This window comes from Paenibacillus sp. FSL P2-0121 (assembly GCF_037975345.1).
GTDB classification, from domain to species: domain Bacteria; phylum Bacillota; class Bacilli; order Paenibacillales; family Paenibacillaceae; genus Paenibacillus_AQ; species Paenibacillus_AQ odorifer.
On the sequence record NZ_CP150245.1, the window covers coordinates 2,244,403 to 2,269,867 of the forward strand.

Below are 25,465 nucleotides of genomic sequence, written 5' to 3' on the forward strand. Positions count from 1 at the left end.
CGTATTTACACTACAGTGATATCATCAGCCTTGTATTTACATGAGGATTCGATACACACACTACTCATAGCGAATTTATTATTCCAATGATAGATCCTATTTAAGTTTGACTTACTAAACATCTGGGTAAATGACGGAGTAGCGTTCTTGCTAGTTTTCGACAATTTCCTACTTACTGTGATTGCGGATAAGCGGAGTGACAAGATTTACAAATAGATTAACGAAGGTATTTTAGGGTAGAATTGTCATCAAGTAGGGTTACATTCTGGGTGAATTTCGACATTCCAGAGAAGCCCCTATTTTTTTGTGTTCTGACATGGCTTCAAATCTTGGTGCTCAACAGATATCATACATTGTCGAAATTTTGTCGAATAATATCATATAATGTAGAAAAATAATTGACAGGAAATGAATAGAACTTTAGAATTAGGTAGTAGCGTAATCATTACTATCATATAGAAGCGTACATAGCTTTTAGCAAGAATGATTATAAATGTGACTTCAAGGGAGGATGTACGATGATGAAAGCAACAGGCATAGTAAGAAAAGTGGATGAATTGGGACGTATCGTAATTCCTATTGAACTGCGTAGAACAATGGGAATCGACATAAAAGACCCGCTCGAGATTTTTGTAGACGCTGAAAAGATTATCCTTAGAAAATATGAGCCAACTTGTATCTTCTCCGGAAGCTCAGAAAACCTGATCAATTTCAAAGGTAAAATGGTAAGCAAAGATGTTCTTGATGAACTTATTGCAAGCTTTGATAGAGCATAATCCATATACCACATATGATTTCAAAAAAAAGAACCGGTATTACAAGCACAAGATGTGCATGTAATACTGGTTCTTTTTTTATGGTGTACTTTCGAAAGCGGGTTTTATTTAGACTCTAGCACACTTTGGATTTTTTTGATAAAAGCATCATATTGTACGAGGCCTAGCTCCATGCACAACTTCTGGTAGGAAGATAACTTGTAATCTAGCTGGTTCAACTTCTGTTCCAGATCGTCGTACATTGCCTGCTTTTCTATCAATGCTTGCCGAAGCAGATTATCTATGTTCTCTTTGTCCGTCTTTTCCCCAAAATACAGGTGCATAAAAAAGTCAGAACGCAGAACATCTTTTTCGGCTGGTGATTGTAGATAAGCGTGGAACTGATCCAAGCCGGCAGAGGTAATGGTGAATACATTTTTGTCGGGTTTGCCTTCCTGTCGCACAGATTCTTTAGTGATCAGATTCAGCTTTTCCATCTTGCTTAGGGTAGGATAGATCGTGCCATAGCTGGCATCGAAGAAAAATGAGAAGTATTCCTCGAAATGTCGTTTTATCTCGTAACCAGAATGAGGTTTTTCGCTTAAAATCCCCAGAATAACATCTTGTATGTTCATAAATCATTGCCGCTCCTTTCTTTCACTTCCTACCATATCACAACTGCATATCGCTCTCAATTTGAAATGGCATAGCCGGAGTGGCAAACTGTATAATTACGCATTTACTGGCACGGGCTCTTGTTCTCGTGAGATCCGAGTTTCTTTACGGAGGAAAGTGACAAGTACGCTTAATACAGCAATTGTTGCCCCAATACAGAGTAAATAGAACATATCCTTCCATACCCCGTTACCCCCGATAACCAGGTCGAGCATACCATTAACTGCATAGTAAGCGGGCGAAAAGGGACCGATCCAGTTATAAAAAGGTGAAAGCACATCGCGTGGAATAGTTGCTCCGGACGCTAACATTTGCATGGAGAGAAGCGCAATATTTAGCCAGCCGCCAGCATCCCCGAGGAGCAGCAGACTAAACTGAGCAAGGATCATACAGGAGAGAATTACCGTGAACTCGAACAGCCACATAAGCAGAAAGCCACGATTAGAGTGGATACCGAGTGAGTTAACCATGATAGTTCCCACTAGTGAGATAAGCACAGCCGTTCCACCCATTATGACAAATCGGGCTGCAAAGCGATTCCATTTACTGAATTGTCCAGACAAGTTGGAGGAAGCTTTATGGAGATTCATCGCGAGTAACATAGCACCGGTAAATGAGGCGGTAACGATCATTAAGGGTACCATAGTTTGTGCAAAATTAGTTGTAGGGTTAATGATTTCGACGTTGGCGGAAATGCGGCTGCTTGCAGCACTTTTGATGATCTCCGCTTGTGCCTGCGGCAGATTCATAGCATCCAAGGTGTGGCTTAGTGCTGAATTACTGCTTTGAGTGTTCATTGCAGCCGTGACTTTAAGTGCTACCGACTGCATCACATTGCTGACCATCTGCGGATTAGATTCATTTAAGAAGTAGTGGAGTTCAGTCTTTGCAGATGGATTACTGATCTGTCCAGTGAACCCTTGGGGAATATTGATAATCATGCGGATTTCTCTATGCTCAAGTGCTTCTTTTGCATTTTCTAGTTGGAGATCCTGTCTGGTTACGAACTGAAGTGATCCTGCAATCCCATCGACTATAGGCTGGGCATTTGTACCATCCTCATTAACAATAGCAATGGGCAGCTGATCTACCCGATCCGTTACATGATCGTACCCTGTAATCCAAATTAAGCTGAAAAAAACTTGGAACAACAGTGCAGTTATAATTCCAATGATGGTAGCAGGCTGCTTGAGGAAGCGCATGATTAATTGATTTGACATGGTTATTTCTCCTTTATATTTCAAGTTGTAATATTACAGATTGAAATATAGCATAACGAAATATAAACTGCAACAGAAAAAGTTAAGAGCATGGACATTACAAAGCGATTTCATATATCATAGGGCTTGTACTGGAAATATCGCACAGATGAATGTCTTACCTGAAGCAGAACAGAATGGGGAGGAACAACAGATGAGTAACGAAGTACATGGAACGGAACAAAACGTGGTTCATGCGAAACTGAACAAGCCAGAAGCGATTGTATTTGATATGGATGGAACATTGTTCCAGACTGAAAGTCTTTTATTGCCTGCATATCATAAAATGTTCGATATTTTGCGGGAAGAGGGACTATACGTAGGACCTACACCACCAGAAGAACGTATTCTAGGCTGCTTAGGGATGTTGCTGGCAGACATTTGGAAGAATGTTATGCCTGAAGCAGATGAAGCCGTGCACCGCCGGGCGGATGAATTGCTCCTGCAGCTGGAGATTGAAGGGCTTGAAGCCGGAGGCACACTACTGTATCCACAGGTGGTTGAGACACTGACAGCGCTTAAAGAGCGCGGAGTGAAGCTGTTTGTGGCTAGCAACGGGCTGGAGGATTACATTCACAGCATCGTTGTGGTGCATGAGCTTAAGGCGTTGTTCGAAGGCTTGTATAGTGCGGGAGGTCAAGGCACTGCGACTAAGACCGAGCTGCTACGTATTCTTTTGGATAATCATGGTATCAGCAGTGCCTGGATGGTTGGGGATCGTTCTTCTGATGTTCAGGCAGGTAAAGGAAATGGCCAGACCGTAATCGGCTGCGCCTATGCAGGCTTCGGACGTCAGGATGAGCTGAAGGGCTCTGATGTCATTATTACCTCCTTCGACGAATTGGTTGACTTATACGATAACGCAGCGATTAGTGAATAAGAACTTACGATGGGGAGTTTGCTTAGCTTACAAGCAAGCGCTTGATCAAAAAAAGGCATCCTTGAAGAAGGGTGCCTTTTTATTTTCAATACTCCAAATGCAGGTGCAGGAGCGGTCAGTCTAATGTCAAAGATATACATAAATAAAGGGAGTAATCCGATAAAAAGTGGAGAGGAAAAATGTAGAAACCGAGAAGCGAGAAGTGGGCCAAGGGAGCATAAATATGATAATGAGTTTCTTTTTTATTGCTTTAAGTGCTGCGATTGGAGTGGGGATGTGGTTTTTAGTTATAGGTATAGTCTTTTCTATTGGTGGAGGGAGCCTATTTGTAACTCATTATGATTCCTTGTTTTTTTATAGTGCTGTTCTTTTGTTGTGCATTGTAAGTTATCTATGGTTTATAAAACATCTATTTGAAAAAAATTGGAACTATTACTCCTTATCTGTGTGGGTACCACAATGCTCTTTTTTTTCCTTACAGGTTGGCTTAACTAATCATATGGGGGGGAGGACAGGCAATTCTTTATGTATTACTGGTTATTGGCTTATATTTTATCTTATTAATACAATTTATTCTGACTTTATATTATTTAATCAAAGTAAGAAAAGATATTTAAATAACATAAAGGGTTCTATATGTTTTGCATGCCTAATATGTAAACCCTTTATGTTAAACTATCGTTCTCTGTTGGTTAAATTACCAATCGGATTCATTTACTTTAAAAGAAGTGATTCAATAAATGGCTCTATGTCAAAGGGTTCAGTCGTTGTTTCGTATCTACCGTATACATGACCGTTTCTATCGATTAAAAACTTTGAAAAATTCCACTTAACCCCATCTCCGGCATATATGTCCGGATACTTTTCCTGCAGAAAATCCTGCATCCATTTACCGCCTGATGTCTCAGTATCGAATCCTTGAAATGGTGCTTGCTGTGTTAGATATTGAAATAAAGGATGGGCAGAGGGACCCCTAACCTCAACTTTTTCAAATAACGGAAACTTAACTCCAAAGTTGCTCTCACAATATTTATGTACTTCCGAGTTGCTTTCTGGCTCCTTCTCGTTGAATTGGTTACAAGGAAAACCAAGTATTTCAAACCCTTGCTCATGGTGAATTTCGTAAAGTTTTTGAAGATCAGGTAATTGGCGAGAATAGCTGCACCTACTGGCAGTGTTCAGAATAAGCAGAACTTTTCCACGATAAATGGACAATTCAACAGGCTCACCATGAATTGACTTTGCTATAAAATCATAAATAGACATCAGACCATCCCTCCACGTTATTATTATAAATCACATAATAGCGCTATAGGCATTTATTGGTCTAATATATAATAGGAATAATATTTATAGTATTAACCTATAACGAGTATATCTCCAGTATAAAATGCCGCTTAAATTTTTATTTTTGCGCTTTTAACCAATGAGCAGTTTCCCTCTTATCCTTCAAGTTACTTTGAAAATAATTCTAAGAGTATCAGCAACGAAAATTCCCCAAACGTAATCATTTTGATTGAATTATCCTGTTCGCGTCGTATTGATTCAAGGTTGGCCATTATACCGCTTTCACTACGGTGTTCGAAGGCCAAAAGAAGCGTGCTCCTTAATGGAGACACGCTTCTTGAGCTGTATGATAATTGCCGCGGCGGTGCTTACTGCTGCTTAGCGTACCATTCGGAAAATTGTTTTTGGTATTCAGCGATATATTTGTCTATTCCCGCTGCTTTTAGTCTGTCTAGCGCTTTGGGAAAGGCGGTGTCATAATCACTGAAGCCACTGCCGATCGGAGCGAGGTATTCAGTGAATACGCCGTTCAGCTTCGTTTCTTCATTCTTGACGGGTGTATTGTCAAAGTTGAAGCCGGCACCTTTGGAAATGATGGCTCCATCGTCCCAAGCTTTATATTCTGCAATAAACTCATCCGGTACCGTGTTGTCGAAACGCATGAAGTTTTTGTTCATCAGCAGCCAGTCGGGGATCAGCGAATCAGTGGTTATTTTGGTCAAACGCCCGTTTTCATCCAGCGTATAGTCTGTTCCTTCTATCCCGTAGGCGAACAAGTCGTACAGCTCCTGGTTTTTTTGCAGCAGATTGAAGAACATAATATAACGTTCAGGGTCTTTAGCTGCGGTGGAGACAAAAAAGGCGGTGCTGTAAGTGCCGCGGCTGATTTTTGGACGACCGCTGCCGAGGAAATAGTTGACCAGTTTGGCATCAGGCACTGCTTGTGAGATGGTTGCTGCACCTTCGAATGGACGTGCTGCTGTGCCGGCCCAGAACATCGCTTTACCAGAGTTCCAGTCAGACTGCAGCTGTGGAACATTAGTGGCGGCATATTTCGGAATGATTCCTTTTTCATACCAGCCGTGCATAAGGTTCGCATAACTCTTGAACTCTTCGGTTTCAAACCAGCTAATAATTTGATCATCCTTCACAGACTCATCCAGGGCAATAAAATCATTTTGCCAATAGAGGTTTTTGTCCGTGTAATCATATTGTAGGAGTCTGCGTGCATCGGTGTTAGCGTACCCGATCAGTTCGGGATGAATGGCATGGACCTTATCATAGAACTGCTCTAGTTCTCCCAGTGAAGTGACCTGTGTCATGCCGGCTTCTTCAAGCAAATCCTGTCTAACTAGCGCACTGTAGAATTCCGCAGAATTCGGTTTGTTGCCGACGGGGATCGCATACTGCTTGCCTTCCAGCTGAAAGGCTTTGAAGGAGGCCTCGTCCACATTTTTACTCAAATCAGCGGCTGCATCGGCATACGGAGTGAGGTCGGCATAAAGCCCCTTTGCCACAGACTTTACCATGTAATTGGCATCTGTATAAGTTGCGAAGTCTTCTCCCGTAGACAGCATTAAATCAGTTTTACCGCCGCCATATTCGGTCCAAGGAAGAAACTGAAATTCAACCTCAGCATTGATTTCTTTCTTAATAGTGTCGTAGAACGATGTCTTCGCTAGTTCCTTCATCCGGTTGGACTCATCCCCGTACAGCACAATTTTCAATTTGGCAGGAGCCAAGGCGCTGCCGTCTTTACTACCGCTATCCGTAGAGGAAGAGGTACCTTCATTTCCAGTCCCAGAACTAGGGGGAGCGCTTTCATTGTTGCCCTGAGCACAGCCACTTACCAAGAACACCGCAGCGAGGAGCAAACTTAACCAACCTTTTTTCTTTTTCATGATGAACCCTCCTGAAATAGAATCATAATGTTTGAGGCATCTATTGCAAAGGCCGTGCTCCCTTAAGTCCCATTGTACATCAAGAAGTAGGGGAGCATAAACCCGGTGCAACCGAACATAATATGACATCCTTGCTGGAAATTAGCCTTTGACTGAACCTACGATAATGCCTTTGACAAAAAAGCGCTGGAGAAAAGGATATAATATGGCGATTGGCAAAACGGTCAGACAGGTCATTGCCATTTTGGCTGTCTCCAGTGGCGGTGCGATGATAGCTCCACCAACTTGAGCAGCATTGCCGGAAGCCAGGAACTGAATGTTCGCCATCATGTTGTACATCAAATATTGGATCGTATAGAGATCCTGATCGGATACCAGCATTAGTGGTAAATAGAAGTCATTCCAGAATTGCAGTGCGTAAAAGAGCGAAATGGTGACCAGTCCGACGCGGCCCAGCGGAATCATAATGCTGAAGAAGATCCGCAGATGTCCGGCACCATCGATTTGCGCAGATTCCACGATTTCATGCGGGATGCTGCGGAAATAGTTAGCCATGAGAAACATCAGAAAGACGCTTAGCACATAAGGGATGAACAGGCCGATGAGCGTATCGCCCAAATGATAATATTTGGTGCTAAGCAGATACCATGGCAGCGTTCCTCCGCTGAACAGCATTGTAAAATAGGCGAAGAAGGCGAAGAAATTTTTGAGCCGGAAGCTTTTAACGGAAATGACATAAGCGTAAGCGGTGGTCACCAATACGGCCGATATGGTACCCAGCACCGTAACGATCACCGACATGGAATACGCCCGCAGAATCTGCTGTGCCTTCGAGCCAAACAGGAATTCGTAGGTTTCAAAGGTAAAGCCTCTGGGCCAGAACGAATAGCCTTCCGCGGCGATTCTGGATTCGGTAGATAATGAGCCGGATACTGCCAGAATAAACGGCGCTAGACAGATTACTGAAAATACGGCAATACAGATGTAAAAGAAAATGAGCAGGCCTTTGTTTTCGGTAGTTTGCATCTTATCAGTCTCCTAAAATAGTTTGCTGTCTTTGTCATACCAGCCGGCTAATTTGTTGGCCACCAGCACCAGAATGAAACCAAAGACGGATTGATAGAGCGTGATGGCTGAAGCAAAGCCGAATTCTCCGGAACGGATGGCTGTGCGGTATACATACACATCGATAATGTCGGTAGTCGGCAGAAGCAACGGATTCAGGAACGTTACCCCCATAATCATACTGAGATCGCCTTTCAGCATGCCCCCGATGCCCAGCAGCGTCATCAGAATGATCGACGGAATCAGCATGGGCACCGTAATTTTGGTGATAATCTGCCATCTGGAGGCACCATCGATTCTTGCAGCTTCATAATAGGAAGTGTCGATGCCTTGCAGCACCGCATAATAGATGATGGCACCGTAACCAGCGCTTTTCCAGATATTCGCTAGCACGAGAATGATTACGAACAGCCAAGGGCTGGAATACCAGTCAACCTGGGAGAAGCCGAATGTCTGGAGCAACTGGTTCATAATGCCTTTGTCGTAATCCAGCAGGGAGAACAGAATGGCTCCGATAATAATCCAGGAAATAAAATACGGGAAAAACATGACGCTCTGCGTGATTTTGATAAACCATTTGCTGCGCAGCTCATTTAGAATAATGGCGATGGCCACTGAAAAAAACGTGCCGGTTAGCATATACAGCGCATTTAACATCACCGTGTTGCGTGTAGCCCTAAGAGAATCTTCCATACTAGAGAAGAAAAACTCGAAATTAGAGAAGCCGGCCCACGGGCTGCCGAAGATTCCGTCGTTGAAGTTGTAATTTTTAAAGACGAGAATCAGACCACTCATCGGCAGATAAGCAAAAAGAATTAGAATGACGATTCCCGGAAGAGCGAGCAAATAAAGCGAGCTGTCCTTCCTTAGGGATTTACGGAAGCTCTTGGCTTTGGCCGTCCTGATTCCCGGACTTGGCATTCCTTGTGTCTCCGATGTAGCCTCTTGCATCATTAACAGTCCACTCCTTTATACTAGCGTTGTCATTTCCGTCCCTTGTTTTAGGAGAACGCTTTACATGAAAATCATAAATCCACCCGGAATGTAAACGCTATCATAATAAACGGAAAAAAGTTAAAAAAAGCGGAAAAGGGCAGCTTAAAAAAACGAAAAAGACAGAACTTTTTTGTTTTTAGGGTGCTCAAAAGCCTGATTTAAAGGGGGATTTTATAGTATAGGCCGGCGCGAGGGTTATTCATTGAAAGTCAAAAAGGGGATGTCTCCGGCTATGAAAATGCTGCCGGGACATCCCCTTTGTTCCTTACTTTTAGCGGGTCAATCAGGAAGATTCTGTTTCTGTAGAATATGATTCATTCTCCATTTAGAAGGTGTAACCCCATAACGCTTTTTGAACTGGGTTGTAAAATAGGTGCTGCTGTTGTAGCCCACTTTCTCGGCAATTTCCCGGATATCCAAGTCAAGCTCAGTGACTAATAACATCTGCGCCTGCTCCAGACGCAGCAGGTTAACGAAATCGGGAAAGCTGCAGTTTACTTCGTCGGCAATAAGTCTACTGAGATAAGCGGGACTTAGCGATAGCTTGTCAGCAAGGGCATTAAGGGAGAGCCTGGAGTCATCATAATGATCTCTGATATAACAAATGGCTTCACCAGCAATGCTCTTGGTCTGTACAGCGCTCATGCTGGCAATACGCTCGTGGGCGGTATAACAGCTGTCTACAATCCAATTCCATAGCTTGTCATAGCTTTGGATCTGCCAGATATGCTGGTAATTATCTAGAAAGCCGGAATGCTGGACGTCTGCATTAAGCTCAGCCGTGCGACTGAGTTCAAAGACCAGTCTCGATAAAGCGATGGTGGCAGGCTCGACGCGGTAACTGCAGGCTACTGCCAGCAATCTCTCCACTGCCTGCGGAATATGGTTCGAGAGTTCCGTCTGCTTAACGGCTTGCAGTACCGGTTCAAGGGCACTGTCGGGCATTGGGCTGCTGTTCAGGTGGATCGTATCATCGGCAAAGATGATGTTCTGCTGCACATGAAATTTAATATATTGCAGACTGTCCGCAGCCTCATTGTATTTAGCCCTCAGTAGGTTTAAATCATCCGTCAGCCCGCTGATTCCGAAGGCGCAGCAGGCTCCGGAAAGCTGTAGCTGAGCGGCGGTTTCTTCCCATTTGCCGCGGTACAAAGCGTAATCGCCGAAGCTGCCGCTGTGAAGCTCGCTCAGAATAAGTACAGCAGTGCCTTGATGCGGGCGGAAGGATTGAATGGCTGCAAGTTCACAGAAGGCATGTTCAATCTGTTGTATGTTTTCCTCAAAAGTATGCCGGAAGTCGGAGTCTTCAGGTTGTTCGGGCTCCAGAGCGGTCAGCACGCATACACAATATGCTCCCCCAGAAGCGGCTATGCTCATCAGGGGTGTCCCGCTGTTCTCTGGTGTTCTCTGCGGGGAAAGCAACCACCGCATCAAGGCGCTATCATCGCTTTCTTTTTTTAGCTGCTCCAGCTTAACGCCAATCTGTTCGAGCTCCTGGCTTACGGTATCGAAATCGCCACCGGTTTTCAGCGCTTCTTCATTGCCAGATAGATGAGCGATATTGCCGAAGAGCCGGCCGATTGGCTTATACATCCGCCGCGAGATCAGGTTGGCGGTTATAGATGCGGCGGCAATCAAGGCCAAGCACAGGCCAGTCATCAGATTACGGGCATTGGAGATATCACGGATGCTATCCTTGTAGGAAGTCTCCGACACAAACCACAGCTTGTCCGCTGCAGAATATACATAGGTAATCAGCTGTGGCTCTTCACCTCCCTTATAGACAAAAGAGCCTCTTTCTGAGGTGGAGGACACCACCTGCTTTAACATGCCCTCTTCCAGAGGGATGTCAGATAATGCACTGTGCATGAGCACAGATGCTTTTCCGTCAAGCACAGCGTAACGGGTGGCTTCGCCTTCTTTTTGCGTAAACAGATTATTCTGCAGCTTTCCCAAATTGACGGTCAGTGCTACCGCACCATTATATTCGCTATCCGCAAACGCCCGGTCATTATAAAACACGGTGAGCAGGGTAATGGGGGTACCGTTATTCAAGGTTGCCTCCCACAGAAACGGTGATTCAACAATGATGTTATCCCGCATTCTCGAGAATAGCTCCAGCTTGGATTCAGGGCTTAGCGGAAGGTTTTCGAACATGGCAACAGGCTCATCCACTCCCATGATGTAGGCGTTCTCCATATATTGGTTCACAACCAATGCTCCGCGGATTTGGCTTAAGGCACTGTACAACTGGTCGCTCCAGCTGGTATCGCCATTCATCATGAGCGCGTTGATGTTTGGATTCCTATAGAAGTCCATAGCGTAGTTCTGGACGATCTCTTCATAGTTTGTAAAAACGGTTTCAGTATTCACCAGTACATTTTGGTTCGCCTTGTTGACATTATCTATCGTAATATTCCGGTACCAATAAAAGATCACTACAGCCAGTACTAGAATACAGCAAACTGAAATCGCGGTTAGGCTCATAAAAAAGCGGGAGTACAATTTCTTTCTTTTTCCCAAGCTGCTCACCCCTTCAGGTAAATCCTATTACACCCATTCTAGAGGGAAAGGCTATTCGCTGACAAGGAGTGAAATATGGGCAATATAGCATGAAAGTATAAAAATGAAGAAATAGAACATAGAAAATACAAGAAAGTTAAACTTATACGAACTATAATTGGTGGTGCTTACATTTGAATTGTTTTGAGGAGGATTACTTTTAATGAGAACATTCCGCAATCCAGTGCTGCCGGGATTTTATCCTGACCCTTCCGCTATCCGTGTTGGTGAAGATTATTATCTTGTGACTTCAAGCTTTGAATTTTTCCCAGGCGTTCCTATCTTCCACAGCAAGGATCTGGTCAATTGGCGCCAGCTTGGCCATGTACTGGACCGCCCGTCCCAGCTCAATCTGGATCACTCGATTCCCTCCATGGGCATTTGGGCACCGACGCTCCGCTATCATGAGGGAGTTTTCTATATGATTACCACTTTTATTGACAATGACAAGAACCAGCATAATTTTTATGTAACAACAACCGATCCGGCCGGAGACTGGTCTGACCCTGTATGGCTGGAGGATGCACCCGGTATTGACTCCTCTTTGTTCTTCGATGAAGACGGCAAGGTGTATTATACCGGCAACCGTGTTCCGCCGGAAGGGCAGGCTTATCCGAAGCATATGGATATCTGGCTGCAGGAGATTGATCTCAGCCAAGGGAAGCTAATCGGCCCGAAGCAGAGTATTTGGCAAGGCGCACTCAAGGTAGCTCATGCGCAAGAGGGACCGCATATTTATAAGATCGGCGCTTGGTATTACGTGCTGATTGCCGAGGGCGGAACCGGGCATACTCATGCGATTACGATTGCCAGAAGCAAGAGTGTGACCGGTCCTTATGAGGGCCATAAAGCCAATCCGATTCTGACGCATCGCCATCTTGGCAGAGCGTATCCTATTGTTAATGTGGGTCATGGAGAGCTAGTGGAGACTCAGCATGGTGACTGGTGGATGTTCTGCTTGGCTTCACGAACCAGCGGTGGTTATTACCGCAATCTGGGACGTGAAACCTTCCTGACACCGGTAATCTGGGAGAATGAATGGCCTGTGGTCAATCCGGGCAAAGGAGTGCTGGAATTTGAGACGGAGGCTCCGGATTTGCCAGAGACAAAATGGCCGGAATTGCCTGCGCGCGATGAGTTTATAGGTAATGAGCTGGCACCGATCTGGAATTTCCTGCGGACACCGCGGGGTGAATTCTGGAGTCTTACCGACAAGTCTGGAGTTCTGCGGCTTCGCCTGAAGCCAGAACGGCTCTCGGAGATTGCCAATCCATCTTATATCGGTAGACGCCAGCAGCATTTGAGCTTCAGAGCGGCGACTGACATGACGTTTAGTCCCGCTGCAGAAGGGGAAGTAGCTGGTCTTGTTCTCCTCCAAAATGCGGATCACCACTTCCGTTATGAACTGGGGCTAGAGGCAGGCGAACGTGTATTACAGCTGATTCATCGGATGGGTGGCAGCGAGCAGCTGCTGGCGTCAGTGCCCTATCTACAGGATCAGGTACAGCTTAAGGTGGAAGCCAGAGGACAAGAGTATAGCTTCTATTACAGAGCTTCTGAAGCCGCCAAGTGGACAGCCTTCTGTGAACGGACGGATGGCAGAGTGCTCAGCACCGATCTGGCCGGAGGATTCACAGGAGCATACCTCGGGATGTACACAAGCTCTCAAGGCGCAAAGAGCGAAAGCTATGCCGATTTCGACTGGTTTAGCTATGAAGGACTTGAATAATAGGAGGAGGTGAAATTCAATGAGCAGCAATCTTGTAACTAACACGTATCCGATTCCCGAGCTTCCCCAGATTCCCGAACGGACTTTTGCAATCACGGATTATGGGGCAGAAGAGGGGGGATTAACGCTATGTACCTCTGCTATTCAGGCTGCACTGGATGCCTGCACTGCGGCGGGAGGCGGAAAAGTTGTTATTCCCGCTGGCATCTGGCGTACAGGACCCCTTACTTTACGTAGTCGAATTAATCTGTATGTAGACAAGGGAGCGTTGGTGCAGTTTGACCCTGATCATACCTTGTATCCGTTACTTTCTTCCCATTATGAGGGGAATGCCGGCTGGCGCTGTCAGGCTCCGCTCGATGGAGAAGGTTTAAGCGATGTGGCAATAACCGGTGAGGGAATATTCGACGGCAGTGGCGAAGGCTGGCGCCCAGTGAAGCGGTTTAAGATGACCGAGAAGCAATGGGAGCGTTTGATCGAATCTGGAGGAGTGCTTGATCCGCAGGGCGAAGTATGGTGGCCTTCCCGGGAAGCCATGGAAGGTGAGGACTTCTGCCGGAAGCTGTGGGACAAGGGAGAAACTAGTATGGAGGCTTATCTGCCTGCTCGTACGTATCTTCGTCCGACGTTGCTTAGCCTGCGCAATTGCCGGCGGGTGCTGCTGGAAGGGCCGACCTTCCAGAATTCACCTGCTTGGTGTCTTCATCCCATTGGCTGCGAGCAGATTACCGTACGAAATGTTCAGGTACGTAATCCTTGGTATTCGCAGAACGGGGATGGCCTTGATTTGGAATCCTGCACGCATGCTCTAGTTGAGTACAGCAGCTTTGATGTGGGTGATGACGCCATCTGTCTCAAGTCAGGCAAGGATGAGGAAGGCCGTAAGTGGGGAATGCCCTGCCAGTATATTACCATCCGGAATTGCACGGTATATCACGGACATGGAGGCGTTGTGATCGGCAGCGAGATGTCCGGAGGTGTACATGCAGTTCGAGTTAGTGACTGCCTGTTCATCGGCACGGACATCGGCCTGCGGTTCAAAAGCACCCGGGGAAGAGGCGGTGTGGTGGAGGATATTGTAATGGAGAATATCAACATGACCGGCATCATCCACGAGGCTGTATCCTTTCATATGTTCTATGCAGGGGTTGAAGGATCGGAAGGGTATGACGAGCAGTTATTTTCGGTTACAGAGGAAACTCCGCAATTTCGGAAGATTACCCTGAAGAATATTGTGTGCCATGGTGCGGCAACCGCTCTACTGGTTAACGGGCTGCCGGAGATGCCGCTTGCTGATCTAACCATCGAAAAATTCCACGCAGTGAGTGATCGGGGAATTGTGCTGCGGCATGCCACGGGGCTCACGTTGGATCGTATCCGGTTGCAGACTTCGCAAATGCCGAAGATAACAGCGCATAGATGCAGCCACGTCACGCTCACTCATTCCGAAGATTTGACGATTACAGATAGATAAAAAATTCTATGGATGATGGAAATCCGTCTTGAACTTCCGTGGGTGTGACCTTGCTTCTTTTCGGTATTGGAGCGGGGTCAGACCGGTTGATTTTTTGAATGTTTTATTGAAATGGGAAAGATGTTCAAATCCGACAGCGGAGGCGATCTCCTGGATTTTGCCTGTAGATCCGACAAGCAGCCGTTCGGCTTCCCTTACGCGGACATGAACGATGTATTCCCGAAAGTGAAAACCCGTCAATCGGTGAAATACCCGGCTCAAGTATGAAGGACTAATGTAAAAATTACTCGCAGTCTCTTCCAGAGTAAGGGCCTCACGGTAGTGATCACGGATATAGGTGGCTACATCCGTTACTAGATGATGGAGCGGATGTTTCGTCCCTCCAGCTTGTGAGATACTCTCTGAACGCTGGAGGAGAATCATCAGCTCGGAGAATAAAGCGATTACGCTGGTTTCGTAATACGGGCGCTGCAACCGGCATTCTTCCAGCATCCGGTTCATTAGGATTTCCGCTTCGTCCTGCTCGCGCAGGGTCAGCTTGAACAAGCGGTACCCGCGGTCATGAAACCAGATGGCTTCATTCTGCAGGGATGGCGGTAGAAGAGCAGGATCATAGTTGATCAGAATCCGCTCGAACTCGGCTACTTCCGAGCTTGCTGTGGAATGAAGCTCCCGGCCGGAGATAAGAATAAGCTCACCCTTATGAACCGTAATGACTCGGTCGTCCACAAAGTATACCCGCTCCCCTTGTATCAGATAGTACAGCTCGGCTAAGTCATGGCTGTGGGGACGTGGCATAGCAGTGATGCCTTTACGTTTCATATGCTGGATGCTGTAGCGGTCTTCTTCAATATGATATTTGTGATTGGGGCTAGTCAGGCTAGTCATAATTCTCCTCTTCTCTTACGAAGCGTTACGGTTATTATAGAATAAACTCAGGTTGATAGGAAAGGAGCCGCAGATGTTAATTACAGTCTCTAAGAGTGTCGACGAAGGATTCAGTAGTCTACAGGCAGCGTTGGATTCAATTCCACAGGAACACAAGGAAGAAGTGACGATTCGTATCAAACCCGGCATTTACGAGGAAAAAATTACAGTGAAACAGGGAACGCCTCCGGTTCTGCTACTGGGGGAAGACACGAATTCCACCATCATTACCTGGTCAGACAACGCGCACACTTTAGGTCCGGACGGAGAGCCGATTGGCACGTTCAAATCCGGTACCCTGAATGTATTCGCTGAGCATTTCACCGCTGAAAATCTGACCATTCGAAATGCATCAGGTCCCGGCACTGGTCAGGCGGTGGCTGCTTTTGTTGATGCTGGTCATGCTGTATTCCGGCGTGTACGCCTGCTGGGTGATCAGGATACTTTGTATACAGGGCAAGGAAAGCAATATTATAACGAATGTTACATTGAAGGCGATGTGGATTATATTTTTGGCGCGGCTACGGCTTTGTTTGAACGTTGCCGGCTGCATAACAAACGTTCCAGAGGATATATTACAGCCGCATCAACGCCTGAAGGCGCACCGTTTGGTTATGTATTCCTCGATTGTGAAATTACTGGCGGTCAAGGTGTAAGTGAAGTGTATCTTGGCCGACCTTGGCGCCCTTATGCACATGTGGCTTTTATCCGCACGGTCATAGACAGTTCGATTATCGGCGAAGGCTGGCATAATTGGGGGCAGCCGGACAGGGAGGAAACTAGCCGCTATGAAGAATATGGCAGCAGTGGACCGGGAGCCAATCCCGAAGCCAGAGCTGCATGGTCGCGGCAGCTGATTCCACAGGAAGCTGCGGAGTATAGGGTGCTGACCGTGCTTGATGGCTGGCATCCTGAAGGATATTAAGGAAGGAGCACTTCGGATGGAGCCTCTGGAACAATACATGAAAGAACTAGCTGGTTCAGCACAACGTAACTCGGCTTTCAGCAAAGACATACCCTTTCAGCAATGGCGTGATGAGCTTAGCGCAGCATTTACGAAGCGGTTAGGTGGCTTTCCAGAAATAGCTGAGGAGCTGCAACCGGTTCTGCTGGAACGAACCGTCTGCTCCGGGTATACCCGTGAACGTATAGAGATAACTACCTATGAAGGGTTGCGCATGCCGCTGTATCTTCTGATCCCGGATCAGCCGTTCTCTACCCCTGTTCCTGCCGTTCTTGCCATTCATGGACATGGCTATGGAAGCCGGGAGATCGTAGGCTTGAACCCGGACGGATCGGATCGGCAGGGAGATCCCGGGCTGCACAAAGACTTCGCTGTTTCACTGGTAAAACAGGGCTTTGTAGTGGCAGCCCCGGAGCTGCTCGGCTTTGGGGACAGACGATTGGAAGAAGACCTAACAAGCGGGGAGCCTGGACGTAATTCCTGCTTCCGCCTGTCATCCGCATTGTTGATGGTTGGGAAGACGATGGCCGGCTACCGTATCTACGAAACCATGCGGGCACTGGATTATTTGCAGACAAGAAAAGAAGTTAAGGATGAACGAATTGGAATTATGGGTATTTCCGGCGGGGGACTGGTGGCTGGCTTCACAGCTGCACTTGACGAACGAATCGCTTGTGCGGTCGTAAGCGGGTATGCCAATACTTTCGCAGACAGTATTCTGACACGCAATCATTGCCTTGATAATTATATTCCAGGGATTTTGCTGGAAGCGGAGATGCCTGACCTACTGGGCCTCATTGCCCCTCGTGGCCTGTTCCTCGAATCGGGAGATGCCGATCATCTGTTTGGCCCGCGCGGAACAAAATTAGCTTTAACCCAGTTGCAGACGATTTACAGGTCGGCGAATCATATCGGACAGGTAGAAGCGGACTTCTTCACCGGAGGTCATGAGATTCATGGTGAACCAGCCTTTGCCTGGCTGCGCAAGCAGCTCACTTGAGCATAAGATTAGACTTCATATGGATGACAAACGAAGGAGGAATAAGGATGTCTATAACTGAAGCAACAACCGTTCACTTGTCCAGTAAAATCGCGAGTACGATTCTTGGAGGGTGCAACAAGCAGGGAGAGCATGAATATGTGCTGGAAAGATGGGCTTATGTTCCGGGCATGCTGCTGATGGCAATGGCCCGGGCGGGTGTTCAGCTCGACCAGCCTGAGTATGTCTCCTTTATGGAGCGGCATATGGACACATTTATTGGAGAGGATGGTTCCATCCGTACCTACAGGCTGGAAGAATACAATCTGGACCAGATTAACGAGGGGAAAAACCTGTTCTTGCTATACCAGAAAACCGGAGAAGAACGGTATGCTGAAGCAGCCCATTTGCTGGCCGCACAGCTTATTGGACATCCCCGCACCTCCGAAGGGGGATTCTGGCATAAGAAGGTATACCCTTTCCAGATGTGGCTGGACGGGCTGTACATGGCATCGCCATTCCTAGCGGAATACGGCAAGGTTTTTCAACGACCTGAACTGATTGACGAAGCGGCGCATCAGCTGCTGCTGGTTGAGCGGCGGACCCGTGATCCACGGACCGGTTTGCTCTATCATGGCTGGGATGAATCCAAAGAGCAGGAATGGGCTGACTCTTCTACCGGATTGTCCTCTCATTTTTGGAGCCGGGCGATGGGCTGGTATGCGATGGCTGTGGTTGATTGCCTGGAGCATTTTCCGCTCACTCATCCGCAGCGGGGGACGATCATTGGCATTTTCCAGCGGATGTGCGGCGCGCTTCTGGAGGTTCAAGACAAGCAGACTGGCCTCTGGTACCAGGTGTTAGATCAAGCGGGGAGAAAAGGCAATTATCTTGAAGCTTCCGGCTCGTGCATGTTTGTTTATGCGATGGCTAAGGGACTAAGATTAGGTTATCTGGAATCCTCTTTTATAGAGGCGATGTTGCAAGGGTATGAAGGCATTTTGACGCATTTGACTGAAGAGGATGAACAAGGTGTGCACCTGCACCAGATCTGTCATGGAGCGGGTCTGAGCAAAGACCGTAATGGCTCATACGATTACTATATCTCTGAGGACGTATTGTCGGATGTGCCTATGGGCGTCGCTCCATTGTTATTAGCATCACTTGAGGTGGAACGGTACCAAGCTGAAAAATAACAGAAGCCCAATCATTCCCTCTGAAATGGAATGATTGGGCCTTTTTTTGCTGCCAGATATATATTTATTAGCGTTTCAGCAGATCCTCGCGGATAGGTGTGAAGACATCGAGCAGCGCAGAATCTGCTTCCAATGCGGTTACACCGTGCTTTGCATCTGGCGGTATGGCAATACTTTGCCCCGCGGTTACCTTATGCTTCTCGCCGTCAATACGAAATTCAAAGCTTCCACGCAGACAGTAGCTCATCTGCTCGTGAGGATGGCTATGCTCATAGCCCTCGGCTCCCTTTTCGAAATGAACCTCCATCATCATCAGACTGGCTGCAGCGTTCAAGATACAGCGTTTAACTCCCGGTTCTGCTGGTTCCCATACTCCAAGATTGCTCATGTTCTAATCTTCCTCCTTGTATATAGTTATCGGGGCATGGCGATGTGAATTCTGCCTGCCTCAATTCTTAATTGGGTTGCTTCAGGTTGCCCGGATGTTGACTCAGGTTCTCCGAGCAGCCTAAGCGGTCCGAGACCCGGAACAGTAACAAGGTGTTCCTCCTTGGTGCCGTTGATGGCGGCGATAAACCATTTCCCATCCGTACGGGATATTCTGTACAAGCGTACTCCTTCGACAGCCTCTTCAAAATCAAGCTGTTCAAGCTGTAGTGAAGAAGCATCTTCTGTCCGGGGATGAAGCAGAATGACGTAATCGCTTTTACCACCATAAACACGAAAATGTTGCTGCTCTGCCAGCGGATAATTCCCGGCTACAGCGCCTTCTCCCATTGTAATCACTGGAAGTTCTGGTTCGGCGATATAAGCGCTTAGGTGCTTGCCGTTCAGGCAAGCTGCATCAATGGATTGCTCCATTATACTTGCATCAGTACTGAGTGTATGCAGATTCCAGACGCTGTTCGATGCTCCCTCAATTCGATCCCATATCAAGTAGACGTTAAAGCCTGCTTTAATGAACAAGAAATTCCGCTCATATTCCCTGGCGTTAGCCTCTGGAATAAGACTGCTGGCATGATCTAACTCTTCTGAAAAGCGTACTTCCTTGCATGTGCTTTGCAGTGGCCCATTGGCAAAATTTCCGAATGAATCGGTAAATTGAACAACATTATGAGCTGCGCTGGACACATACCAATGCCGATCCCCGTTATAATAACCTCCCGTTCCAGAATCAAGGGTTACTGGAACACCATCTGCCCAGATGGAGAAGTGCCCTTCATCATGATGAGCGTGATAAGTCAGCGGAGACGCCTCGTAGATTGCATAATGCTGAAGGTTCTGTTCTCCGTTGCGGAAGATGACATAACCGATATCGGGATAATGTACGGAGTCGAGTGCAGGCCTTTGTTCTGCTAAATCGGGCTGTGGATATAACAGCGCGACCAGAGGCAGAGGAAATGCGCCACTATCCTCAATCGGTTCTCCGCCGTGCTTCCACGTCCAGAGCATTTCCCCGGCAAGCTGGGGGTCTTCGTCCATATAGAATGGGGCCGCATATCCAAGCAGGCGAAACCATTTTTCCTGCACATTGGCATCGCCGACCGCTGGTGTAAGCAGGATGGGGGAGCCAGAAGAGCCGCCTTGAATAATATCTGGTGCAGTCACTGTTCCGATTAGGAAACGGTACATGCCCTTTACCTTCTCATGCTTGAAATAATCAATGCCCTTCAAACGCTTTAATAGGACGAAGAAGAGAAAATAGCGATGCAATACTGCGCCATGGTAGCGAATATTTTCTGGCCATGCGCCGTCTGAATCAACCACTTCTGCCAGCTGCCAGTTGATGACAGAGAGGGCATGATCAAGATATGCCTCACTTTGTTTTTCATTGGGAAAGAGGAGGGCATATACACCCAGTCCGGTTGCCCGGTCGGCATTCCAATTACTGCGTTTTCCTCCCTTTTCATCTGGGAAGGTCTCTAGATCAAACCGGTAGTAGTGGGTATCCATCATCATGTCTGCGATATAGCGGAAATGAGCGAGAAGTTCGGTTTCTTCTCCAGTGAGGAATACACTGCTGCCAGCAATCTGATCGTAGATTACCGAAGCAGCAGCGAGCCCCCTCCCGATATGCACCGCGCCGTAAGTATCATCGTCATGCCAGCCGTCTCTACGGAAAATATCCATGCCTACCCGTATATCGGCAAGCATGTACTGGAGCTTTTGCTTGGCTCGAACCGCAAATTCACTTTCACCCGTGATCATATACATATTGGCGTCCGCTCCCGTAGCCTCCAGCAGGTAGGCCCAATTGGTAAGTGTCGGCCGATTAAAAAGCGGGGAGAGCAGCTCAGTTCCTAACGGCTGCCCCGCAGCATTTAGAAAATGGACCCCGATGCAGATTCCTTCGCCTAGAGGAGCTTCCAGACTGAGCGCCGTCTGCACGCTGTAATGATCACCTTCATATACAGGTATGGTCTCTCCATAATGAAGGATTGTCAATCCTTTCACTTCCTCATTACTGATGCAGATACATTGCAAATCGTCTGCCAGACTAGCGCCAGATGGGGTTACACCAGATGGCTGGAGACCCTGCTGCCAGCTGGCCAATTTCTCTAGATATACTGTGCTTCCGTTTTCTCGGTCTTGACTCCACCCCAGCATCCCAGATTCTAGACCGCCATTCGCTAGTTCAACCGGCAAGCCAAGCTGCGAATGAGTCAGACGCAAGCCCCCGATGCACGCCGTGCCCTTTCCCCGAATCTGTACAGAAAGCTTGAGGAAGGCCGTTCTGGGAGGGGTTTTAAAAACAAAGGGTTCTACCCGGAACACCCCGAGTTTATGGAGGGGCGCAGCAGCTTCTCGGCTGGCAAATTGTTCAGACAGCTGTTGTTGTCTTTCGTACTCTTGCCGGACCTTGGGAAGCTGTTCGATTCTAAGGCGTATGCCCTCAAGCTCTCCTTCGGTATAACATCCGAAGGGGCGTGTACCGCCACCATATGCTGAAATCATCGGTAGTTCTAACCTCCTTGTAAAGTAGTCATGGTTCGTGGGTGAGCTTTCTCTTAATTAGTATAAACGTGGCTTTACGAAGGACGGGATAGATAAACAAATGAAGGAAAGGGGACAAAGCAACTGAAAAAGTGAAATTCTCCCCCAAGCGCAGTCGCTTTCTCCCTAACCGTTACGAACGGATAGAATTATCATTAAGGACATAAGCTTAGTCCAATGGACAGGAGGAACAATAAATGAATTTATCAAAACGTCAAATTAACGCCTGGACCTTCGTTGCTCCCAGTTTGATTCTGACGCTGGTTTTTGGAGTATATCCGATCTTTTGGGCTCTGAAGTACATGTTCTATGATTACCAGGGTTTCGGCGAACCCATGTTTATCGGACTGGAGAATTTCGAGCGCTTATTAAGGGATAAGGAATTCTGGAAGTCAGTGGTCAACACCTTTATCTACGCTGGAGGCAAGCTGCTCATCACCTTGCCATTATCATTTTTACTGGCGGTTGTCCTCAATCGTGCTTTGAAAGGGCGGCAGCTGCTAAGAGCGATTTACTTTATGCCGACCGTAATCAGTGCTTCGGTTATGGCCATCGTATTCTACGTTATCTTTAATTCATACAACGGGATGGTTAACCAGCTATTGGTCGGCTCTGGAATTATTTCCGCTCCGATAGATTGGTTAGGGCCGAAATATGCCTTACTAACCGCTATTATGATTGCGATATGGGGGGCTATCGGTAACTATATGCTGCTCTTTATCGCTGGTTTACAGAACATTCCTGAGGATCTCTATGAGGCGGCATCTATAGATGGAGCTGGACCTTTCAGAAAAATGTGGAACATCACCGTTCCCATGCTCGGACCTGTATTGCAAATGATCATTATGCTCGCTATTACCGCCTCCCTAAAAGGCTACGAGAGTATTATGGTGCTTACCGAAGGCGGTCCTTATGGCAAGACGGAAGTTATGTACCTGTACCTGTATAAGCTGTTCTTCCCTGTATCCAGTGGAGGTACAAGCATTCAGCAATTTGGCTACGGTAGTGCGGTTGGTTTTGCCACAGCAGTTATTGTAGGTCTGATTACCTTAGTCTACTTTTATGTATCTAAAAAGCTAAATGATATCTATTAAAAGAGAGGAGAATGAACAGTGAGTACATTACATGCGGAGACGAAGAACACTTCGGTCCAGCCTGTCCGGTCCTTCAAGACCCGAGCGGTGCTGTCCCGGACCTTGCTGTGGATTTTTCTACTTATAGTGGCGGCTTTTGCGTTGTTTCCGATTATTCTGGCTTTTTTCGGATCCCTTAAGACCAATCTGGAGTTGACGACAGGAACCACCTTGCTGCCTAAGTCATGGCAGATTGGAAACTACGCGCAGGCTTGGAATTCGGCTAACTTTGCCCGCTTTACATGGAACAGTGTGTTTATCAGTATCTTTACCACCTTAGGCACTCTATTAATTGGAACGATGGCCGCATATGCGGTAGCGAGAGTCGATTTTTACGGGAAACGTATATATGTTGTAATTCAGTCCTGCACGCTGTTCATCTCGATCGGTGCTGTGGTGCTTCGGCCGCAATTTGACCTTATGGTAGCGCTTAATCTACAGAAATCGTTATGGGGTGTCATTATTATTCTGATTAGTGCGCATGCCACGGCATTTTTTATGTTGATTGGTTTTGTACGAGCGATTCCGAAGGATCTGGATGAGGCTGCTTTTATTGACGGCTGTAATTTCTATAGCGTATACTTTCGAGTTATCTTACCGCTTCTGACACCCGCCCTTGGAGTCACGGCGCTCTGGACCTTCCGCGGAGCATGGAACGAATATATTCTGCCGCTGGTTTTTACCATGACACAGCCAAAATTACAGACACTCACCGTAGGATTGGCGGGGCTAAAATATGGTATCGGCGATGCGGCGCAACCTCAATTGATGCTCGCGGGTGCATGTCTGTCCATGTTGCCAATGATTGTTGTCTATATTTTCGCTAATAAATCGTTCATGCAGATGACAGCTGGCTCTGTAAAGGGCTAAATTCGGGGCGGGCTTCGGACAGTTATTCAAGAAGGATGTGAATACATGCTGAAGGCCTGGGTTTATCGTACCTCTTTGAAGAAAAGAATATGGCTATCCTTTACCGCACTTACGGTATTCTGTATTTCTGTCACTGGTTTATTGGCTTACTCCATCGCTTCTCGGGCGATGGAGCGTAACTCTGTCGAGTTAAATCAAAATGTGCTGAATCAGTCAATCAATGTCCTGGACCAGAAGTTAAAGCAAATCATTGTGGCTTCCTCCACGATGATGTTGAGCGAAGCTTATCAGCAGACCATCCGGGATATTAAAGCTCATAATATGGAACGTTTTTTTGCCAATTTTTCTATGCTGCAAGCGCCCTTCACGCAGGTAGAGTTGACGGAAAACTCCATTGAATCTATCTTGATCAGTACGCCGGACGGGGATTTCTACTCTACCAGCAATCAGCGCAGAACCTTGACCCCATTTCTAGAATCTTCGCTGTATCAACGGATTAAGGAGAAACCTGAAACCAATTGGGTGGAGAGTCATCGGGACGAGCTATTTGCCGGGAAACACCATGTTATTTCCCTAGTCTTGCAGCCGCTTACAGACAATTATGTCCCTGATCTATTTTTGATCGTTAATGTAAAAGAGGACATTCTTGAAGATACTGTAAGTGGAGGCGGGAGTCTTGGCTCCGCACGTTTTTTACTGATCAATAAAGAGGGAACAAGCGTCTTCGGAGACGGGAGACGTCCGGAATGGTCTCGGGACTCTGTGTTTTTGGACAAACTGAGGGAAGCAGACCGGGGTAATTTTGAATATTCTGCTGGGGATGGGCCAATGCTGCTCAGCTATGCCAGTTCAGGGTACGCAAAAGACTGGGTGTTGGTCAGCTACCTGTCCAAAAAGGAACTGCTGCAACCTGTTCGGAGTATTCAATGGCTGGTGTTGATGATCATGGCGGCATGTATCGTCATCGCGCTTTTCCTTGCAAGGTATCTGTCCGCTTTGCTACTGGGACCGCTGCTGAAACTGCAACGGACGATGTCTCGTGTTGAGCAAGAGGATCTCAGTGCACGCTTCCAGAGTCCTTTCCAGGATGAGATTGGGGAGGCGGGACGCAAATTTAACCAGATGTTGGACCGGATTGGTGAGTTGATTGCTGAAGTCAAGGATACAGAAAAAGAAAAGAGAAAAGCGGAGATCAAGGCGCTTCAGGCGCAGATCGAGCCTCATTTTTTATATAACACATTAAACACGATTTTCTGGAAATGTGAGATGGATGAATATGAAGATGTGAAACAGATGGTCATTTCGCTGTCTGCACTGTTTCAGCTGGGACTGAACAACGGGCAGGAAATTACGACCTTAGGCAAGGAACTGGAACATGTCCGCCAGTATCTAAACCTTCAGCAGCAATGTTATGAAGGGTTGTTTGACTATACAATTGATGCCGGAGTGGAACTGCTGGAGCTTCCTGTATTGAAAATTATTATTCAGCCCTTGGTGGAGAACTCAATCCTGCACGGCCTTAAGGAATTAAGGGGAGGGGGAGTGATCCGGATCTCTGTAGAAGTAGCCAAAAACACACTGCTCATCCGGGTTACCGATAACGGAACCGGCATGAATGCGGAGAAACTCAATGCCTGGCTGAAGGAGCCGAACGGCAGTGGAGGTTATGCTCTGTCTAATATATGTAGCCGACTGCAGCTGTACTACGGCAAAGAAGCCGGATTGGTTTTTCGAAGCAGTCCGCGTGTTGAAACCGAAGCTGTTCTATCCATTCCTGTGGAAGGGGGAATAAATCCTGAGCGCCCATTCAATTAAAATA

At 47.0% G+C, this 25,465-nt stretch carries 20 protein-coding genes; 10 read left to right on the forward strand and 10 right to left on the reverse strand.

The window, feature by feature from the left end; translation table 11 throughout:
- The first annotated feature begins 518 nt into the window (after positions 1-518).
- On the forward strand, positions 519-776 hold the full coding sequence (locus MKY54_RS09765) for an AbrB/MazE/SpoVT family DNA-binding domain-containing protein (protein WP_036684015.1): 258 nt from the start codon (positions 519-521) through the stop codon (positions 774-776).
- Positions 777-880: 104 nt separating this feature from the next.
- On the opposite strand, the gene MKY54_RS09770 is transcribed toward MKY54_RS09765, so the two are convergent.
- Together MKY54_RS09770 and MKY54_RS09775 are read right to left on the reverse strand one after the other, a co-directional pair.
- Positions 881-1,390 carry a PadR family transcriptional regulator gene (locus MKY54_RS09770; protein WP_036684013.1) on the reverse strand — a complete coding sequence of 170 codons (510 nt, stop codon included), beginning with the start codon at positions 1,388-1,390 and terminating at the stop codon, positions 881-883.
- Positions 1,391-1,486: 96 nt separating this feature from the next.
- Positions 1,487-2,650, reverse strand: a complete 1,164-nt coding sequence (locus MKY54_RS09775; protein ID WP_076124849.1) for an ABC transporter permease — start codon at positions 2,648-2,650, stop codon at positions 1,487-1,489.
- A gap of 193 nt (positions 2,651-2,843) precedes the next feature.
- Between MKY54_RS09775 and MKY54_RS09780 the strand changes: the two genes are divergently transcribed.
- Positions 2,844-3,569: an HAD hydrolase-like protein gene (locus tag MKY54_RS09780; RefSeq protein ID WP_076184256.1), complete on the forward strand. Its 726-nt coding sequence runs from the start codon at positions 2,844-2,846 to the stop codon at positions 3,567-3,569.
- 714 nt (positions 3,570-4,283) lie between these two features.
- On the opposite strand, the gene MKY54_RS09785 is transcribed toward MKY54_RS09780, so the two are convergent.
- The 5 genes from MKY54_RS09785 to MKY54_RS09805 form a co-directional block, all read right to left on the reverse strand.
- Positions 4,284-4,835 (reverse strand): glutathione peroxidase, encoded by a 552-nt coding sequence (locus tag MKY54_RS09785; RefSeq protein WP_076124855.1) that lies wholly within the window; start codon positions 4,833-4,835, stop codon positions 4,284-4,286.
- Positions 4,836-5,224: 389 nt separating this feature from the next.
- A complete protein-coding gene (locus MKY54_RS09790) occupies positions 5,225-6,757 on the reverse strand; it encodes a DUF3502 domain-containing protein (RefSeq protein WP_076184258.1) in 1,533 nt (510 codons plus the stop codon).
- A 141-nt stretch (positions 6,758-6,898) separates the two neighbouring features.
- A complete protein-coding gene (locus tag MKY54_RS09795; RefSeq protein ID WP_076191122.1) occupies positions 6,899-7,783 on the reverse strand; it encodes a carbohydrate ABC transporter permease in 885 nt (294 codons plus the stop codon).
- Positions 7,784-7,795: 12 nt separating this feature from the next.
- Complete coding sequence (locus tag MKY54_RS09800) at positions 7,796-8,776, reverse strand: ABC transporter permease subunit (protein WP_051491306.1); 981 nt, start codon at positions 8,774-8,776, stop codon at positions 7,796-7,798.
- A gap of 321 nt (positions 8,777-9,097) precedes the next feature.
- Positions 9,098-11,305 (reverse strand): helix-turn-helix domain-containing protein, encoded by a 2,208-nt coding sequence (locus tag MKY54_RS09805; RefSeq protein WP_339190318.1) that lies wholly within the window; start codon positions 11,303-11,305, stop codon positions 9,098-9,100.
- 238 nt (positions 11,306-11,543) lie between these two features.
- On the opposite strand from MKY54_RS09805, the gene MKY54_RS09810 reads away from it, so the two are divergent.
- Both MKY54_RS09810 and MKY54_RS09815 read left to right on the forward strand, forming a co-directional pair.
- Positions 11,544-13,109, forward strand: coding sequence for a glycoside hydrolase family 43 protein (locus MKY54_RS09810; protein WP_076191126.1), 1,566 nt, complete (start codon positions 11,544-11,546; stop codon positions 13,107-13,109).
- 19 nt (positions 13,110-13,128) lie between these two features.
- On the forward strand, positions 13,129-14,583 hold the full coding sequence (locus tag MKY54_RS09815; protein ID WP_339190319.1) for a glycoside hydrolase family 28 protein: 1,455 nt from the start codon (positions 13,129-13,131) through the stop codon (positions 14,581-14,583).
- Positions 14,584-14,589: 6 nt separating this feature from the next.
- Here the strand turns inward: MKY54_RS09815 and MKY54_RS09820 are convergent, their stop codons facing one another.
- Positions 14,590-15,471, reverse strand: coding sequence for an AraC family transcriptional regulator (locus tag MKY54_RS09820; protein ID WP_076179655.1), 882 nt, complete (start codon positions 15,469-15,471; stop codon positions 14,590-14,592).
- A gap of 73 nt (positions 15,472-15,544) precedes the next feature.
- Here MKY54_RS09820 and MKY54_RS09825 point away from each other — a divergent pair, with 73 nt between their 5' ends.
- Genes MKY54_RS09825 through MKY54_RS09835 form a run of 3 tightly spaced genes read left to right on the forward strand, consistent with a single transcriptional unit; the run spans position 15,545 to position 18,649 of the window.
- Positions 15,545-16,435: a pectinesterase family protein gene (locus tag MKY54_RS09825; RefSeq protein WP_076191130.1), complete on the forward strand. Its 891-nt coding sequence runs from the start codon at positions 15,545-15,547 to the stop codon at positions 16,433-16,435.
- Entirely contained in the window at positions 16,410-17,474 is a 1,065-nt protein-coding gene (locus MKY54_RS09830; RefSeq protein ID WP_248547632.1) for an alpha/beta hydrolase family protein, read from the forward strand. Before MKY54_RS09825 ends, MKY54_RS09830 begins: the two co-directional genes overlap by 26 nt.
- A gap of 47 nt (positions 17,475-17,521) precedes the next feature.
- Entirely contained in the window at positions 17,522-18,649 is a 1,128-nt protein-coding gene (locus MKY54_RS09835) for a glycoside hydrolase family 88 protein (protein ID WP_339190321.1), read from the forward strand.
- Positions 18,650-18,716: 67 nt separating this feature from the next.
- On the opposite strand, the gene MKY54_RS09840 is transcribed toward MKY54_RS09835, so the two are convergent.
- Positions 18,717-19,037, reverse strand: coding sequence for a cupin domain-containing protein (locus MKY54_RS09840; protein ID WP_036683993.1), 321 nt, complete (start codon positions 19,035-19,037; stop codon positions 18,717-18,719).
- A 26-nt stretch (positions 19,038-19,063) separates the two neighbouring features.
- A complete protein-coding gene (locus tag MKY54_RS09845; RefSeq protein ID WP_339190323.1) occupies positions 19,064-21,604 on the reverse strand; it encodes a heparinase II/III family protein in 2,541 nt (846 codons plus the stop codon).
- 236 nt (positions 21,605-21,840) lie between these two features.
- On the opposite strand from MKY54_RS09845, the gene MKY54_RS09850 reads away from it, so the two are divergent.
- The 3 genes from MKY54_RS09850 (at position 21,841) to MKY54_RS09860 (ending at position 25,461) form a co-directional block, all read left to right on the forward strand.
- Positions 21,841-22,737, forward strand: coding sequence for a sugar ABC transporter permease (locus MKY54_RS09850; protein ID WP_248547629.1), 897 nt, complete (start codon positions 21,841-21,843; stop codon positions 22,735-22,737).
- An 87-nt stretch (positions 22,738-22,824) separates the two neighbouring features.
- Positions 22,825-23,646 (forward strand): carbohydrate ABC transporter permease, encoded by an 822-nt coding sequence (locus tag MKY54_RS09855; RefSeq protein ID WP_232061512.1) that lies wholly within the window; start codon positions 22,825-22,827, stop codon positions 23,644-23,646.
- Between the two features lie 45 nt (positions 23,647-23,691).
- Positions 23,692-25,461: a sensor histidine kinase gene (locus MKY54_RS09860; protein WP_248547628.1), complete on the forward strand. Its 1,770-nt coding sequence runs from the start codon at positions 23,692-23,694 to the stop codon at positions 25,459-25,461.
- Positions 25,462-25,465: the final 4 nt, after the last annotated feature.